Consider the following 16,817-nt stretch of genomic DNA (forward strand, 5'->3'; position numbering starts at 1 on the left):
GGTCGAAGAGGAGTATTTAGCCTTGGGTGATGGTCCACCCAGATTCCCACGGGGTTTCACGTGCCCCGTGGTACTCGGGAACGCTGATAAGGAGCTATCTTGCCTTTCGCCTACGGGGCTTTCACCCTCTATGGCTGGCCTTTCCAGGCACATTTGACTAGACAGATAGTTGGTAACTCCCCGACCCGACCACAATCGGATCGCACAGCGCCCCACAACACCGATAAGGCAACGCTTGTGGGCTATCGCACCTTCTCGGTTTGGGCTAGTTCCGTGTTCGCTCGCCGCTACTGACGGAATCGCGTTTGCTTTCTTCTCCTGAGGGTACTGAGATGGTTCACTTCCCCTCGTTCGCTTTCAGACGCTATGAATTTACGTCTGAATAACTGGACATGACTCCAGTTGGGTTTCCCCATTCGGAAATCCCCGGATCAAAGCCTGCTTGCGGCTCCCCGAGGCTTATCGCAGCTTGCCACGTCCTTCGTCGCCTCTCTTCGCCAAGGCATCCACCGTGCACCCTTAATAGCTTGACCAAACTTGAGTGTCTTACTAACCGGCGAATCTTGTCGCTACAATCCTGCTTACAAACTTACAAATTCGATTCAGTTGTCAATGAACATCGACTTCAGGATCACTGGGATCCGCATCTGCGAGTGGCTCGCAATCGCGCATCCCCGGGCTCCGAACTTCGAAGCTACCTTCCTGCGGGCCGACTGGTGGAGCTGATCGGGATCGAACCGACGACCCCCTGGTTGCAAACCAGGTGCTCTCCCAGCTGAGCTACAGCCCCGCGTTCGTCTCGCCGGCAGCCCGATCACCCGGCGCCACCGCTACCTTGGTGGGCCTAGGTAGATTTGAACTACCGACCTCACGCTTATCAGGCGTGCGCTCTGACCAACTGAGCTATAGGCCCAGTCCAGGAATCTGCCGATTCCCTGGAAACTGAACAGAGGATGAGTCCAACGATCGACCTAGGTGGAACTTGCCGACATCGATCCGAGCAAGCTCGGCGACGCGACAAGAACATCCCTTAGAAAGGAGGTGATCCAGCCGCAGGTTCTCCTACAGCTACCTTGTTACGACTTCACCCCAATCACCGACCATACCATGGGCAGTTGCCTCCTTGCGGTTAGCGAACCGACTTCCGGTACAACCGGCTTTCGTGATGTGACGGGCGGTGTGTACAAGGCCCGGGAACGTATTCACCCCGGCATGCTGATCCGGGATTACTAGCGATTCCAGCTTCATGCAGTCGAGTTGCAGACTGCAATCCGTACTGAGGACGGTTTTTTGAGATTAGCTCTGCCTCGCGGCTTTGCAACCCTTTGTACCGTCCATTGTAGCACGTGTGTAGCCCTGGACATAAAGGCCATGAGGACTTGACGTCATCCCCACCTTCCTCCCCGATTTCCGGGGCAGTCTCCTTAGAGTGCTCAGCTTCACCTGTTAGCAACTAAGGATAGGGGTTGCGCTCGTTGCGGGACTTAACCCAACATCTCACGACACGAGCTGACGACAGCCATGCAGCACCTCGATGGCGGCTCCCGAAGGAGAGTCGGTATTTCTACCGCTGTCCACCACCGTTCGAGCCCAGGTAAGGTTCTTCGCGTTGCATCGAATTAAACCACATGCTCCACCGCTTGTGCGGGCCCCCGTCAATTCCTTTGAGTTTCAGCCTTGCGACCGTACTCCCCAGGCGGGGTGCTTAACGTGTTAACTAAGGCACCGCAGGGGTCGATACCCGCGACACCGAGCACCCATCGTTTACAGCGTGGACTACCAGGGTATCTAATCCTGTTTGCTACCCACGCTTTCGCGCATCAGCGTCAGAACCGGTCCAGGTAGCCGCCTTCGCCACCGGTGTTCCTCCCAATATCTACGCATTTCACCGCTACACTGGGAATTCCACTACCCTCTCCCGGCCTCAAGCCTTGCAGTATCCGAGGCAGTTCCTCAGTTGAGCTGAGGGATTTCACCCAAGACTTACAAGGCCGCCTACGCGCCCTTTACGCCCAATAATTCCGAATAACGCTTGCCCCCTCTGTATTACCGCGGCTGCTGGCACAGAGTTAGCCGGGGCTTCCTCTGGGGGTACCGTCAAGTTTGCCGACTGTTCGCCGACATCCCTTCGTCCCCCCTAACAGGAGTTTACAATCCGAAGACCTTCATCCTCCACGCGGCGTTGCTGGATCAGGGTTTCCCCCATTGTCCAATATTCCCCACTGCTGCCTCCCGTAGGAGTCTGGACCGTGTCTCAGTTCCAGTGTGGCCGATCACCCTCTCAGGCCGGCTACTGATCGTCGCCTTGGTGGGCCATTACCCCGCCAACTAGCTAATCAGACGCGGACCCCTCCAGGAGCGGTGGCTTGCAAGCATAGGCCACCTTTCTGCGCAGGGCCGAAACCCCACGAACGTATTCGGTATTAGCCCGGGTTTCCCCAGGTTATCCCCAACTCTTGGGCAGGTTGTCCACGTGTTACTCACCCGTTCGCCGCTCTACACGCGACCGAAGTCGCTTTCGCGCACGACTTGCATGTGTTAAGCACGCCGCCAGCGTTCATTCTGAGCCAGGATCAAACTCTCCAGTTTAGATCCTGTAATTGCCTCGAGCCGGCTAAGGACTCGGGCAACATGTTTTGAAGCCAAATTGTCCACCGAAGTGAACAGAAAATTGACGTTGGTACTTTGTTTCCTCTGTTCAGTTTTCAAAGAACCGACTGCAATCTAGCCGTCCCCCTTCGGGGCGCGGATTTGTGACACTACAGAAGCGACGAACTCTTGTCAACACCCGGAGCCGATTTCGCTCCCTTCGTCACTTCCGACTGCTGCTGCTGTTCCTGGGGAGCGTTGAGCTCTCGGAGACTGCTGCAGAACGACCAGTCTTGCTTCCTGCCTTGCCTCCCGCTTCCTCTGTCGAGGCCGGCTTCTTTCGAAGCGCCGCGGGAGATGAATCATAGGAAACCCCTCAATTCCTGTCAACCCCTTCGGCAAACTTTTTTCTCATTTTCGGTGCGATTCTCGCCCGGGCCTCCTTCTACCGGGCCGGGACCGCCGCGACCTGCCGCCCTCGAGGCTTTGCGCCCAGGAAACGCAGCCTCCGACCATCGACGATCCAGCTCTCCGTCAGCAGCCGCCGCACCGCCAGGACGTAGGCCCGGTGCTCTTCCGCGAGGATGCGCGCCGCCAGAGTCTCTTCGTCGTCGCCGTCCTCGACCGGCACCGGGCGCTGAACGACGATCGGGCCACTGTCGAGGCCACCGTCCACCAGGTGTACCGTGCAGCCGGAGACCCGCACCCCGGCCGCGAGAGCCTGGCGCTGCGGGTGCAGCCCCGGGAAGGCCGGCAGGAGACTCGGATGGATGTTCAGGATGCGAAAGGCGTAGGCCGCGACGAACTCCGGGCTGAGCAGCCGCATGTAGCCGGCGAGACAGATCCAGTCGGCGCGGGCCTCGCGCAGAGCCTGCAGGAGTGCGGCTTCGTGCGCGCCACGAGACGCAAAGCCGCTGTGAGGCAGAACGACGGTCGGGATGCCGAAGCCGCGCGCCCGGGCGAGTCCCGGCGCAGCCTCGACGTTGCTCGCTACGACGACGATGTCGGCCGGCGCTTCGCCGCGCGCCAGAGCCTCAGCCAGGGCGACGAAATTGCTCCCGCGCCCGGAGAGCAGGACTGCGAGGCGCGCTCGTGGAGCGGCCGCGGTGGCCTTCACGATTCGCGGCCGTCGAAGCCGTCGAAACCGGTGAGGCCGAGGTCGTAAGCCACGCCGGTGAGACCCGACACGACCCGCCCGATCGGCAGCGCCCGCTGCCCCGCTGCTGCGAGGCGCCGCGAGAGCTCTGCGACCGCTTCGGGAGCGACGATGGCGACCATGCCGATCCCCATGTTGAACACCCGGAACATCTCCTCGAGCTCGATGTCACCCTTGTCCTGCAGCAAACGGTAGGGCTCCGGGATCTCCCAGCTGCCGACACGTATCTCCGCCGCGAGCCCGTCCGGCAGGACGCGCGGCAGATTGTCGGTGAGGCCACCGCCGGTGATGTGCGCCAGGGCGTGCAGCCCGGGTTCGGCAAGCAGTGGCGAGAGCGGCGCGAGGTAGGACAGATGTGGCGCCAGCAGCCATTCCCCCACCTTGAGCTTGCTCGCAAGGCCCGGTAGGCGATCGGTCAGCTTCAGGCCGAGTTGGTCGAAGAGCACCCGGCGCGCCAGCGAATAGCCGTTGGTGTGCAGCCCCGCGGAAGGCAGGCCGAGCAGGACATCGCCGTCCGCGACCCGGGAGCCGTCGAGGACATTGGCGCGGTCGGCGAGGCCGACGATGAAGCCGACGAGCTCGTAGTCGCCGGGCTGGTAGAAGCCTGGCATCTCGGCGGTCTCGCCGCCGAGCAGAGCGCAACCGTTTTCCCGGCACCCGTCCGCGACGCCACGCACGAGCTCGATCATCTTCTTCGGCTCGAGGACGCCCGCACCGACGTAGTCGAGAAAGAACAGCGGCCGCGCGCCCTGCACGAGGATGTCGTTGACGCAGTGATTCACCAGGTCGCGCCCGACGGTCGAGTAGTCGCCGGCCATGCGGGCCACCGCGAGCTTCGTCCCGACGCCGTCAGCGGAAGCCACGAGCACGGGCTCCGTCATCCCGGCGAGATCCGGGCGGAAGAGCCCGCCGAAACTGCCGATGTCCGAGAGCACTCCGGGCGTGAAGGTCGCGCGGGCGAGCTTGCCGACCTCGCGCAAACCCTGACTCTGCGCCTCGATGTCGACCCCGGCCACCGAATAGGCACTGCGCGTCTTTTCTTTCATGGTGAGGGTCAAGTCTACCGCGACCTCTCCCTCGGTCTCGAGCCGGTCTAGAATCCCCTCCTCGTGAAGCGAGAGCCGCCTCGCCAAGCCAAGCTCCGGACTCGCGCCCTGCGCGTCGTCGGCACGAACGTGCTGCGTCGCGAGGGCTACGAGAAGCTCACCGGCCGCGCGCTCTACGCTGCGGACCTCGACGTGGCGGACGCCTGGTGGGGAACCACGCTGCGGTCGACCCTGCCGCGCGCGCGCCTGCTCGAGATCCGGCGGGACCCCGATTTCGACTGGGATGGCGCGGTCGTCGTGACCGCGGCCGACCTCGCGCGCGCCGGCCGGACCAACATCGTTTCGTTGATCGGCGACGATCAGCCGTTCCTCGCTGCCGGCCTCGTCGAGCATCCCGAGGAGGCCGTGGCGCTCGTCGCCGCACCGTCGCGCGAGGCCGCCGAGCGGGCCGCCGCTCACCTCGAAGCGTGCTACGAAGCGCTCCCGGCCGAGCTCGACTTCGAGACTGCGAGCACCACCTTCAAGGAGCTCGCGATCCACAAGGGGACCCCCGCGGAGGCCTTCCGGCGCGCCGACCGGATCGTCGCGAGGACCTACCGCAGCGGCCACCAGGAGCAGGCCTACATCGAGAACAACGGCGTCGTCGCCTTTCCGCCGGATGCCGCGCGCGGCGGCCTGCGCGAAGTGCGCGGCTCGATGCAGTGTCCGTTCTACATCGTGTCGGCGCTCGCCCGGCTCTTCGGCGAGCCGCCCGAGCGCATCCGCGTCGTGCAGGTCACGACGGGCGGCGGTTTCGGTGGCAAGGAGGAGTTCCCGAGCATGATCTCCGGCCACGCGGCGCTCCTCGCCGAGGCCTGCGGCCGGCCGGTGCGGATGCTCTACGACCGTGCCGAGGACATGACCGCGACGACCAAGCGCCACCCCAGCCGGGTCACCCACCGTACCGCGCTCGATCCCGACGGTCGCATCCTCGCCATGGAGATCGACGTGCTGCTCGATGGCGGCGCCTACATCACGCTTTCGCCCGTGGTTCTCTCGCGCGCCCTGCTGCACGCCGCGGGACCGTACCGCTGCGACCACCTGCGCATCACCGGCCGGGTCGCGAAGACCAACACCCCGCCGAACGGCGCCTTCCGCGGCTTCGGCGTGCCGCAGGTCGCCTTCGCACTCGAGCGCCACCTCGACCATGTCGCCGGGCAGATCGGCATCGATCCTGTCGAGCTTCGGCGGCGAAACCTCCTCGCGGATGGCGGCACGACCGCCACCGGGCAGTCCGTGGCGGACGCCGGCGCGAGCCGGGAGGCCCTCGACGCCGTGCTGGCGCGGTCGCAGTGGGCGGCGACGAAGCAGGCGCACCGGGCGTGGAACCGCAAGAACGCCACGAAGCGGCGGGGCCTGGGTCTCGCCTGCTACTTTCACGGCACCGGCTTCACCGGCAGCGGCGAGATCCGGCTCGCTTCGGTTGCTGCGGTCGAGCTGCTCAAGGGCGGCTACGTCCGTGTCCGGACCTCGTCGACGGAGATGGGCCAGGGGACGCGCACCGTCTTCGCGCAGATCGTGGCCGAGACTCTCGGCCTGCCCTGCGATCGCGTCGAAACCTTCGACCCCGACACGGCCCTCGTGCCGGACAGCGGCCCGACGGTCGCCTCGCGCACCGTCGCGATCGTCGGCCGGATCGTCGCCGACGCCGCGCAGGCGCTCGACCGGGCGCTCGCCGCGAAGGCCGGCCGCGAGTGCGGCAGCCCCTGGAGCGTGCGGGATTTCATCCGCGCCGGCGACGCTCATCTCGCGGCGGGCGGCGAGCCCTTCTTTCGCGCCCGTTTCGCCAACCCATCGAACCAGCGCTTCGACGACGTGAGCTACGTCGGCGAGGCCTACGCCGCCTACGCCTGGGCCGCGACCGTCGTTGAGGTCGAGGTCGACCTCGCGAGTTTCGAAGTCGCGGTCCGACGGGTCACGAGCGCGCAGGAGATCGGCCGCGCGATCCATCCCCGCTTCGCCGAGGGGCAGCTCGAAGGCGGTATCGCCCAGGCCTTGGGCTGGGGGCTGTTCGAAGAGGTCGTGATGCGCGACGGCCGTATGGCGAACGGCCAGTTCACCAACTACATCCTGCCGACGGCGATCGACACTCCGCCGATGGACCTCGTCCTGCTCGAGCGCCCCTGGGAGCACGGCCCATTCGGCGCCAAAGGCATCGGAGAGCTGCCGATGGATGGCGGCGCTCCAGCGGCGTTGAACGCCATCGCGGACGCGTTGGCGATCGACCTTGATCGGATTCCCGCGTCCGCGGAACGGATCGCGAAGGCCTGGGGCGCCCGCTCCAGCGCCGGGAGGACCGCCTGAGACTGAGACTGGACGTGAACGGGCGGCGGCGCTCGGTCGTGGTCCCGCCGATGAAGCGCCTGCTGGATGTCCTGCGCGAGGATCTCGCGCTGACCGGTACGAAGGAGGGGTGCGGAGAAGGAGAATGCGGCGCCTGCGCCGTGCTCCTCGACGGCGAGCTCGTCAACTCCTGCCTCGTCGCGGCATGCCAGGCAGAGGGCACCCGGGTTCGTACCGTCGAAGGGCTGGAAAGCACCGAGGGCGGGCTGCATCCGATCCAGGAGGCTTTCTGGCAGCGCGGCGGCGCACAGTGCGGCATCTGCACACCGGGGATGCTGATGGCCGCGGTGGCGCTCCTCGCCGCGAATGCACAGCCTTCGGAGGCCGCCATTCGCGAAGGGCTGGCCGGCAACCTCTGCCGCTGCACCGGCTACGTCAAGATCGTGGAGGCGGTCGCCGCGGCCGCCGGAGGAACGAAACGCGCCCCGAAACGGCGCAGGGCGCGCGGCGCAAGGTGAGGGGCGATCTCACCGCCTGCGAAGTCCTCCGGCCACGACGCCTCGCGGCGGCGCTCGCGGCGCTCGCTGAGCCCGAGCGACCGATGCCGCTCGCCGGCGGCACCGATCTCTTCGTCCTGCTCAACGACGGCAGGCAACCGGCGCGCCGCTTCCTCGACCTCACGCTACTCGACGAGCTCCGGGGCATCGAGCGCTCGCCCGCCGGACTGCGGATCGGCGCTCGCACCACCTACACCGAGCTGCGTCGCTCCCGGACGATTCTCCGCCGCGCCCCCGTTCTCGCCGAGATGGCCGCCACCGTCGGCGCCGCCGCGATCCAGAATCGCGGCACCCTGGGCGGCAGCCTCGGTAACGCGTCGCCAGCCTCCGACCCGGCGCCGGTCCTGCTGGCGCTCGACGCCTCGGTCGAGCTCGCGCGGCGCGAGGGACGGCGCGTCGAGCGCCGCATCGTGCCACTGTCGACCTACTTCACCGGCTACCGCGCGACTGCGGCACGACCGGACGAGCTCGTGACGTCGATTCTCATTCCGGCGGAGGCGCTCGCCGGTTGGCGGTACGCCTACCGCAAGGTCGGGACGCGCCGGGCGCAGGCGATCTCGAAGGTCGTCGCGGCGGTCGCCCTGACGGCGCCGGGCACCCCTGTCGGACGACGGGCGGCGCGCATCGCGTTCGGCAGCGTGGCGCCGACCACCGTGCGCGCCTTCGCCGCGGAGGGCGCGCTCCTCGGCCGCAGGCTCGACGCGACGGCCGCTGCCGAGGCCCGCGAATCACTCCTCGCGCGCGACATCCGCCCGATCGACGACCTGCGCTCGACGGCCGACTATCGCGGCCTGGTCGCGGGGCGGATCCTGGTCACCCTGCTCGCCGAGCTGGGCGGATTCTCCGCCGCCGACCTGCTCTCGCTCTGACCCCCCGCCCCGATGGACGGGGCGGCCCCGCCGGCCCGGTTTTACAGTCGACGGCGTGAAGACGATCATCGAGCCGTTCCGCATCAAGAGCGTAGAACCGATCTCCATGACGACGCCCGAAGAGCGGGCCGGGCTCCTCGCAGCGGCCGGCTACAACCTCTTCCGCCTGCCCTCGAAGCAGATCGTCATCGACCTGCTCACCGACAGCGGCACCGGCGCGATGAGCGCCGCACAGTGGGCCGCAATCATGATCGGAGACGAGTCGTACGCCGGCAGTCCGAGCTTCGGGCGCTTCGAGGCCGCGGTGAAGGACATCACCGGCTTCAAGCACGTGATCCCGACCCACCAGGGGCGCGCCGCCGAACGGATCCTCGCCTCGACGATGCTCCTGCCTGGAGACTGCGTGCCGAACAACACGCATTTCGACACCACGCGCGCCAACATCGAGGCCGTCGGCGCCACCGCGATCGACCTGCCCTGCCGCGAGAGCCGCAGGCTCGGCGACTCTCATCCGTTCAAGGGCAACATCGATCTCGACGCACTCGAGGCGCTGCTCGCCAATCCCCCGGGGCGCGTGCCGGTGGCTTTCGTCACGGTGACGAACAACGGCGGCGGCGGACAGCCGGTTTCGATGGCCAACCTGCGCGCCGCCTCGGCCATCTGTCGGGGGCGCGGCGTACCGTTCTATCTCGACGCCTGCCGCTTCGCCGAGAATGCCTACTTCATCAAGAAGCGCGAGCCCGGCTTTGCCGACTTCGACTTGATCGAGATCGCGCGTCAGATGTTCGCGCTCGCCGACGGCTGCACGATGAGCGCCAAGAAGGACGGCATGGCCAATATCGGCGGATTCCTGTGCTCGAACGACGACGCCGTGGCACGCCACGAGGAGGAGTTGCTCATCCTCACGGAGGGCTTCCCGACCTACGGCGGACTCGCCGGACGCGACCTCGAGGCGATCGCGGTCGGCCTCTACGAGGCGCTCGATCTCTCCTACCAGGAGTACCGGCACGCGTCGGTGCAGTACCTCGGCGAGCGCATCGCCGCGGCCGGCGTGCCGATCCTCCAGCCACCGGGCGGCCATGCCATCTACATCGACGCGCGGGCCTTCCTGCCGCACATCCCGCGCGCCCACTACCCCGGGCAGGCGCTCGCCGTCGAGCTCTACCGCCACGCCGGAATTCGCAGCGTCGAGATCGGCTCGGTGATGATGGGGCGGCGCGACGCGGTGACCGGTGAGGAGCACTTCTCCGACCACGAGCTGGTGCGGCTGGCGATCCCGCGCCGCGTCTATACCCAGAGCCACATCGACTACGTGATCGAAGCACTCGGCGAAATCGCTGCGCACCGCGAGCGCATCCCCGGCATCCGGATCGTCGAGCAGTCGCCGGCGCTGCGCCACTTCAGCGCCGTCTTCGAGCCCGCGCCGTCGCCCAGGGCGGCGGTCGCGCTCCCCGCCTGAGGCCGGCCGGAAACCGTGTCGATGCGCCCCGCCGCCCTTCCGCTCGGCCGCGTGCGTTCGCGCTGGAACGCCGCCGACGCCGAGGACTGGGCGCGGACGACCGCCGACTCCGATCTCGGCGAGCGCATCTACACTTCGCGGCTCCTCGGCGCCGAACCGGCGCTGCTGCTCTGCGGCGGCGGCAATACCTCGCTCAAGTCGACGCTCCGCGACCCCTTCGGAGAGCCCCGCGCCGTGCTCTGGGTGAAGGGGAGCGGCGCCGACCTCGCCGACGTCACAGCCGCAGGCTTCGCCCCGGTCGACCTCGCGGGTGCCCGCCGCCTGCTCGAGCTGCCGACGCTCTCGGACACCGCCCTGCTGCGCGAGCTGCGCCTCCTGCGCCTCGACCCCGACGCGCCCACACCTTCGTGCGAGGCGCTTCTGCACGCCTTTCTGCCGGCGCGATTCATCGACCACACGCATGCCGATTCGGTCCTCGCGGTGCTCGACTCGCGCCATGGCAAGCGGCTGGCAGAGGAGCTCTGGGGCGTCGACCACATGATCGTGCCCTACGCCAAGCCCGGCTTCGATCTCGCACGGCGGGTGCGCGATCTGTGGCTCGCGGCCGGTGAAGGCGCGGCGCGGTGGACCGGCATCGTGCTCGAGAACCACGGTCTCTTCACCTTCGGAGCGACGGCGCGGGAGAGCTACGAGCGCATGCTCGAGAGCGTCGAGCGAGCCCGCAAACGTATCCCGCCCGCCGGGCGCAACCCTGCCCGGTCGGCGGTCCGGGCACGAGCGACCGGACGCGAGGGGAGCTGGTCGAGTCTCGATGTCGCGGCGCTGCGCTGCGAGGTCTCGATGCTCGCCGGCAGGCCCTTGATCGCCCGGCTCGACGCGAGCCCAGCGGCGCGCGCTGCGATCGCCGACGCCCGCTTCCGGCGTGCCGCCGCGCGCGGTCCGCTCACTCCCGACCACACCCTGCGCACCAAGCCCTGGCCGCTCTGCCTGACCGACCCGAAGTCTTCGGCACCGGCCGTGGCGCAGTTCGGCCACGAGTACGCGGCCTACTTTTCTGCTCATCGCGCCGATCGACCGCTCACGCGCCTCGACCTCGCGCCGCGCGTGGCGTACCTCCCGGGCGGTGGCGTCGCGGCCTTTGGCGACACGGCCCGCGCCGCCAATGCGGCGCTCGCCATCGCGCGCCATACGCTGGCAGCCGCGCAGGCAGCGCAGTCGCTGGGCGGCTACCGGCCCCTGCCCGAGGCCGAGCTCTTCGAGGTCGAGTACTGGGAGCTCGAACAGGCCAAGCTCCGGGCCGCCGGCGACCCGGGTCCAGGCCCGGAACTCGGCGGCCGCGTGGCGCTGGTCAGCGGGGCCGCCCGCGGCATCGGCCAAGCCTGTGTCGCGGCGCTCCTCCGGCGGTCTGCTTCGGTCGCCGGCCTCGACCGCCACCCGCTCGCTTCGGCGAGCGTCGATCTCCTCGCGCTCCAGGGCGACGCAACCAACGAGCAGACCCTCCGTCGCGCCCTCGATCGCACGGTCGAGACCTTCGGCGGTCTCGACATTCTGGTGTTGAACCTCGGCTTCTTCGCCGCCGGAGAGGAGATCCAGAGCCTTCCTGACGAGCTCTGGCGGCGGGCCTTCGAGGTCAACGTCGAGGCCAACTTCCGACTGCTGCGCGCCGCCGCGCCCTACCTCGCGCTGGCGCCGTTCGGCGCCTCCGTTGTCGTCATCGGCTCGCGCAATGTCCACGCTCCTGGGCCCGGAGCGGCCGCCTATTCGGCCTCGAAGGCGGCGCTCGTCCAGCTCGCACGGGTCGCCGCGCTCGAGCTCGCGCCGCGCGGCGTGCGGGTGAACATGCTCCACCCGGATGCCGTCTTCGACACCGACCTCTGGACGCCCGAGATGCTCGCGAAACGCGCCGCGCGCTACGGGCTCACGGTCGAGCAGTACAAGCGGAGGAATCTCCTCGGCTGCGAGATCACCGCCCGCGACGTCGGCGAGCTCGCCGCCCTCCTTGCGACCGACCACTTCGCCAAGACCACCGGCGCGCAGATCCCCGTCGACGGCGGCAGCGACCGGGTCATCTAGGCCCGGACTAGCGACCAGGCGCCATCGGGGCGGGACGGTCGGCACTCGCGGTGTGGGCCGCGAGGAAGGTCTCCGGCCGGCTGAACACCTTGGCGAGGTTCATCCCCTTGCGGACCGAGCCCAGGCTCACCTTTCCCGTCGCGAGAGCCGCGCCCAACTGCAGGTAGGTCCGCGCCTTGCCGCGCAACTCGTAGCGCACTTCGAGCACGTGCTTCCAGAGGCTCGAGTACTCGCGATAGAACTCCTCGAGCGGCAGCTTCGTCGGCAGCACGGCGTGGATGATGTCGAACATCTCCCAGTTGTCGGTCGTCACCCGGTTTTTGGCCTCCGACCAGAGATCGGTTCCAGGCAGCGGCGTCAGGACCGAGAAGCCGCTGTTGTAGGCCCCGGTGCGCGAGATCCACTCGCGCAGTCGCGTGAAGTCCTCGTGATCCCAGGCCGGGTCGACGATGAAATTGGGCGTGAAGCCGACTCCCAGCTCCTTCAGGATCGAGATCGCCCGCTCGTTGGTCGCGGCGGTGTTCTTCTTGTTGATGCTCGCGAGCCCCTCGTCGGTGACCGACTCGAGCCCGAGAAAGATCGCCAGCGAGCCGCATCCCTTCCACATCTCGATGAGCTGCGGGAACCTGCAGATGATGTCGGTGCGGGTCTGCACGGTGAAGTACTTCTTGATACCGGCGGCCTGGATCGCTTTCGCCATCTCCTCGCCGCGCTTCACGTTCATCCAGAAGATGTCGTCGGTGATGAAGACGTTCGGGGCCTCGATCTGCCTCAGCTCCTCGACCACGCGGGCGGGCGATTTCTCGCGAAAGCTCGACTCGTGAAACTTCCAGACCGAACAGAAACTGCACTTGAACGGGCAACCGCGCGCCGTCTCCATGAGAGCCAGCGGTTTGCGGAAGTTGATGTAGTAGTGCGGCGCGTATCGCGCGATCAGGTGGCGCGCCGGCATCGGCAGGGAATCGAGGTCGCGGCGCTCCGGAGCGTGGCCGGTCGCGGTCTGCGCGCCACCGCGATTCAGAACCAGGCCCGGGGCGTGCGCGAGGTCGCCACCGCGCTCGAGAGTGCCGACGAGATTGAGCATGATCTCCTCGCCGTCGCCGACGGCGATGGCGTCGATCGCGGGATCGTTGAACCACGCTGGATCGCGCGAGGCGTCATGCCCGCCGAGGACGACGAAGGCCCGGGGCAGCTCGCGCCGGACGAGCCGCGCCAGCCGCAGGGCCCTTCGGCGTTCGGTGGTGAAGTTGCACTGCAGGCCGACGACGTCGGGATCGAAGCTGCGGCAGTCGGCGAGACCGCGTTCCTCGCCGTCGAGGCGCAGGTCGTGAATTCGACAGGCGTGCCCGGCCTCCTCGAGCCCACCGGCGACGCAGATCAGACCCAGCGGCTCGACGAAGGTCAGCATCTCGAGCCCGAGTATGCCGCCGACCGGAGCTTTCAAGAAGGCGATCCTGGCCATAGCCTCGGCCCTCCGCCCTGCAACTCCATCGCAGCAGACTGGGCCAGTGAAGTCAATTGCCCCGGCGCATTCCCCGGGCGCGCCGGAAGCCGAAGCGCAGCATCTTCCGGCGGGATTGCCCCTCCCGCGGCGCGGCGAACCGACCCGGTTGTCGCCGCCGACGCCTTGACAGAAGAAGCCACCCGCCGGAGACTTCACTTATCCATGCGAGTTCACCTACGTGCGACCGGAGTCGCCCTCGCGACGCTCCTCGTCGGCCCTGCGCTCTTCGCCTCCCCGACCTCCGAACCGGCGCCGGCACCGGCGCTCTCGCGGCTTCCCGCCGCCGCCGACCCGCTCGTCTCCTACGACATCGCGGTCACGCTCGACGCCGAGAAGAAGGAGATCACCGGCCGCCAGCGCATCGTCTGGAGGAATCCCGCCACGGATCCCGCGGACGCCGTCTCCGACCTCTGGTTCCATCTCTACTGGAACGCCTTCCGCAACAATCGCAGCACCTTCTTCCGCGAGTCCGGCGGAAAGTTGCGTGACGACGAGGCGCAGGCCGATGGCTGGGGCTGGACGGAGATCACCGCGCTCGAGCTCGCGACCGGCGAAGATCTCCTGCCGACGCTCACTTTCGAGCATCCCGACGACGACAACACCGAGGACCGCACCGTGGCGCGGGTGCTCCTGCCCTCGCCGGTGCCGCCCGGCGGCGAGGTGACGATCGACGTCGAGTTCCACGCCCGGGTTCCCAAGGTCTTCGCACGCGCCGGCTACAAGGGCGATTTCTTCGCCGTGACTCAGTGGTTCCCCAAGCTCGGCGTCTACGAGCCGGCGGGGATGCGCGGTCGCGAGACGAGCGGCTGGAACTGCCACCAGTACCACGCCAACACCGAGTACTACGCCAACTACGGGCGGTTCAAGGTCGAGATCACGGTTCCGAAACACTTCGTGGTCGGCGCGACCGGGCCCGAGGTCGACCGCCGCGAGAATCCCGACGGCACGACGACCTACGTCCACGAGCAGGCCGATGTGCACGACTTCGCCTGGACTGCCGACCCGCGTTTCCTCGCCTACCGCGAGAGCTTCTCCGCCGAGGGCGATGTCACGCCGGAGGAGTACGCGGCAACCGCGAAGCTCCTCGACCGGAGCCTCGAAGAGGTGAAGCTCCGGGACGTCGAGATCCTGCTTCTCCTGCAACCGGGACACGAGCCGCAGATGGCCCGACACTTCGAGGCGGCGAAGCTCGCCCTCAAGTGGTACGGCCTCTGGTACGGCCGCTATCCCTACCCGACCCTGACCCTGGTCGATCCGACGCCCGGAGCGGGCGGCGCTTCCGGCGTCGAGTACCCGACTCTCTTCTTCTGCGGCACCGACTACTTCCACAACTACTGGCCGGGCAAGGGTCTCCTGCGCTCGGCGGAGATCGTCACCGTCCACGAGTTCGGCCATCAGTTCTGGTACGGCCTCGTCGGCAGCAACGAGTTCGAGGAGGCCTGGCTCGACGAAGGCTTCACCACCTACTCGACCGCCAAAGTGATGGACCTGGGCTACGGCAGCGACGCGTCGTTCGTCGACTTCCTCGGCCTCGAGCTCGGAGCCGTCGAGGCCGACCGTGCGCAGAACAGCCTCGAGCGCCGCTACGACCAGATCGCCACCCTCGCCTGGAAGTTCTCGCGTAACCAGTACGGATTCAACGCCTATGCCCGCCCGGCGTTGATGCTCTCGACCCTCGAGGGGATGCTCGGCACCGAAACCATGGCGAGGGTGATGCGGACGTACCACGAGCGCTTCCGCTTCGCTCACCCGCGCGGCACCGACTTCTACGCCGTCGCCGAGGAAGTCTCCGGCCGCGATCTCGACGGCTTCTTCGCCCAGACGGTCGAGAGCCCCGGAGTCCTCGATCCGGCGATCCTCGACCTGACGAGCAAGAGGGCGGAACAGGCGCGCGGCAAGGTCCTCGTCGACGGCGCCGAGATCGAGATCGACGAGAAGAAAGCCGTCGAGCTCGAACGCGCGGCGGACGAGAGCGAGACCCGCGGCTACCGCAGCGTCCTCGAGCTGCGCCACCGCGGCGAGATGATCCTGCCGGTCGAGGTCGAGCTCACCTTCGAAGGCCAGAAGCCCGAGCGCCGCCTCTGGGACGACGGGCGCCGCTGGGCGAAGTGGGAGTACGAGCGCCCCGAGAAGCTCCTCGAAGTCCGCCTCGATCCCGACGGCAAGCTCGCCCTCGACGCCGACCGCCTGAACAACACCCGCCGCATCGAGCCCGATCCGGCGTCGGCCCGAAAGCTCGCGACGACTTTCCTCTTCTGGGTGCAGCAGGGCATGGCCCTGCTGGGAATGTGAGCCGCATGAACTCCCGCACGAAGCCGCTGACCGAAACCTACCGCGCGTTGCGCTCTGCCGCCCGGACACCGCGCCTCGTCCTGCTGTTGTGGGGCGCGCACCTCGCGATCGCCGCGGTCGCCTTCTATCCGTTGTTTCGCCATCTCAACGGAGCGCTCGCCAAGGCACCGGCCGGGGACGAGTTCCTGCGTCGCTTCTCGCTGCCGCTCTTCGGCGATCTGATGCGCACCGGGCGAGCCTGGTTCGAGGGCTTCGGGCAGCTCGTCACGCTGGTCGTCGTCCTGACGTTGCTGTGGAACGTGCTCGCCGCCGGCGGCGCGCTCGAAAGCCTGCTCTCCGGCGACCCCTCGCGGATGGCGCACCGCTTCGGCCGCGGCGCCGGCCGCTTCTTCGGCCGCTTCCTGCGCATGGGCCTCGCGGCGGCACTGGCGGCGCTCCTCGTCGCGGGCATCCTCGCCGGACCGATCTTCGGCATCCGCGCCAGCCTTGACGACACGGCGGAGGGCGCCAAGTTCTGGCTCGGCCTCGCCGGCCTCCTGGTGGCCCTGCTCGCGATTCTGCTTGTCCAGCTCGCTCTCGACCTCGCCCGCATCCGCGTGGCGCGCGACGATGTCAGGAAAGGCGTCCGCGTCTTTCGCCAGACGCTGCGCTCCGTCCTGCGCCGCCCCTGGCAGGTACTCGCGGTCTGGCTGCCGCTGGCAGCGGCCTTCGCCGCCATCTCGGCGCTCTACCTCGCCTTCCGCGGACTCCTGCCACCGAGCGGCGGCGTCATCCTCTTCGCCCTCGTCCTCGCCCAGCAGTTGGTCATGTTCGCCCGCGCCGGAATGCGCGTCGCCCTCTGGTCCACCGAGATCGCCCTCGCCGACCGCAAGTGGCCCGCCGCCCCTCTCGCCACCCGTCTCGCGGCCGGCACCCGGACCTAGTTCGATCGCCCCACACTCGAGCTCGGC

Annotated in this window: 10 protein-coding genes, 2 tRNA genes and 2 rRNA genes (1 of these 14 cut by a window edge); 7 read left to right on the forward strand and 7 right to left on the reverse strand. The window is 67.7% G+C overall.

The window, feature by feature from the left end:
* The 6 genes from KBI44_02315 to KBI44_02340 form a co-directional block, all read right to left on the reverse strand.
* Positions 1–533, reverse strand: a 23S ribosomal RNA gene (locus KBI44_02315); it reaches 2,473 nt to the left of the window's first position.
* Positions 534–714: 181 nt separating this feature from the next.
* Positions 715–790: transfer RNA gene (locus KBI44_02320), tRNA-Ala, on the reverse strand.
* Positions 791–836: 46 nt separating this feature from the next.
* Positions 837–913 (reverse strand) — tRNA-Ile (locus KBI44_02325).
* A 121-nt stretch (positions 914–1,034) separates the two neighbouring features.
* Positions 1,035–2,589 (reverse strand): 16S ribosomal RNA (locus KBI44_02330).
* Together the 16S and 23S rRNA genes with 2 tRNA genes alongside form the textbook arrangement of a ribosomal RNA operon.
* 445 nt (positions 2,590–3,034) lie before the next feature.
* A complete protein-coding gene (locus KBI44_02335; GenBank protein MBP9143294.1) occupies positions 3,035–3,706 on the reverse strand; it encodes a phosphoribosylglycinamide formyltransferase in 672 nt (223 codons plus the stop codon).
* Positions 3,703–4,791: a phosphoribosylformylglycinamidine cyclo-ligase gene (locus KBI44_02340; protein ID MBP9143295.1), complete on the reverse strand. Its 1,089-nt coding sequence runs from the start codon at positions 4,789–4,791 to the stop codon at positions 3,703–3,705. Before KBI44_02340 ends, KBI44_02335 begins: the two co-directional genes overlap by 4 nt.
* A gap of 63 nt (positions 4,792–4,854) precedes the next feature.
* Here KBI44_02340 and KBI44_02345 point away from each other — a divergent pair, with 63 nt between their 5' ends.
* Genes KBI44_02345 through KBI44_02365 form a run of 5 tightly spaced genes read left to right on the forward strand, consistent with a single transcriptional unit; the run spans position 4,855 to position 12,071 of the window.
* On the forward strand, positions 4,855–7,134 hold the full coding sequence (locus KBI44_02345) for a xanthine dehydrogenase family protein (protein ID MBP9143296.1): 2,280 nt from the start codon (positions 4,855–4,857) through the stop codon (positions 7,132–7,134).
* A complete protein-coding gene (locus KBI44_02350) occupies positions 7,131–7,631 on the forward strand; it encodes a (2Fe-2S)-binding protein (protein MBP9143297.1) in 501 nt (166 codons plus the stop codon). The genes KBI44_02345 and KBI44_02350 overlap by 4 nt, the downstream gene beginning before the upstream one ends.
* Positions 7,628–8,539 carry an FAD binding domain-containing protein gene (locus KBI44_02355; GenBank protein ID MBP9143298.1) on the forward strand — a complete coding sequence of 304 codons (912 nt, stop codon included), beginning with the start codon at positions 7,628–7,630 and terminating at the stop codon, positions 8,537–8,539. The genes KBI44_02350 and KBI44_02355 overlap by 4 nt, the downstream gene beginning before the upstream one ends.
* A 55-nt stretch (positions 8,540–8,594) precedes the next feature.
* On the forward strand, positions 8,595–9,998 hold the full coding sequence (locus KBI44_02360; protein ID MBP9143299.1) for a tryptophanase: 1,404 nt from the start codon (positions 8,595–8,597) through the stop codon (positions 9,996–9,998).
* Positions 9,999–10,019: 21 nt separating this feature from the next.
* Positions 10,020–12,071: an SDR family oxidoreductase gene (locus KBI44_02365; protein MBP9143300.1), complete on the forward strand. Its 2,052-nt coding sequence runs from the start codon at positions 10,020–10,022 to the stop codon at positions 12,069–12,071.
* A gap of 7 nt (positions 12,072–12,078) precedes the next feature.
* Here KBI44_02365 and KBI44_02370 read toward each other — a convergent pair whose 3' ends face one another.
* Complete coding sequence (locus KBI44_02370; GenBank protein ID MBP9143301.1) at positions 12,079–13,515, reverse strand: cobalamin-dependent protein; 1,437 nt, start codon at positions 13,513–13,515, stop codon at positions 12,079–12,081.
* Positions 13,516–13,737: 222 nt separating this feature from the next.
* On the opposite strand from KBI44_02370, the gene KBI44_02375 reads away from it, so the two are divergent.
* Together KBI44_02375 and KBI44_02380 are read left to right on the forward strand one after the other, a co-directional pair.
* Positions 13,738–15,867 (forward strand): M1 family metallopeptidase, encoded by a 2,130-nt coding sequence (locus KBI44_02375; GenBank protein ID MBP9143302.1) that lies wholly within the window; start codon positions 13,738–13,740, stop codon positions 15,865–15,867.
* Positions 15,868–15,872: 5 nt separating this feature from the next.
* A complete protein-coding gene (locus KBI44_02380) occupies positions 15,873–16,790 on the forward strand; it encodes a hypothetical protein (GenBank protein MBP9143303.1) in 918 nt (305 codons plus the stop codon).
* The last annotated feature ends 27 nt before the right edge of the window (positions 16,791–16,817 follow it).

The organism is Thermoanaerobaculia bacterium, from assembly GCA_018057705.1.
Lineage (GTDB): Bacteria > Acidobacteriota > Thermoanaerobaculia > Multivoradales > JAGPDF01 > JAGPDF01.

Bases quoted from the DNA above. Each gene is read 5' to 3' on its own strand.
- KBI44_02375 (MBP9143302.1), top strand. From the start codon at position 13,738: ATGCGAGTTCACCTACGTGCGACCGGAGTCGCCCTCGCGACGCTCCTC.
- KBI44_02340 (MBP9143295.1), bottom strand. From the start codon at position 4,791: ATGAAAGAAAAGACGCGCAGTGCCTATTCGGTGGCCGGGGTCGACATC.
- KBI44_02365 (MBP9143300.1), top strand. From the start codon at position 10,020: ATGCGCCCCGCCGCCCTTCCGCTCGGCCGCGTGCGTTCGCGCTGGAAC.
- KBI44_02380 (MBP9143303.1), top strand. From the start codon at position 15,873: ATGAACTCCCGCACGAAGCCGCTGACCGAAACCTACCGCGCGTTGCGC.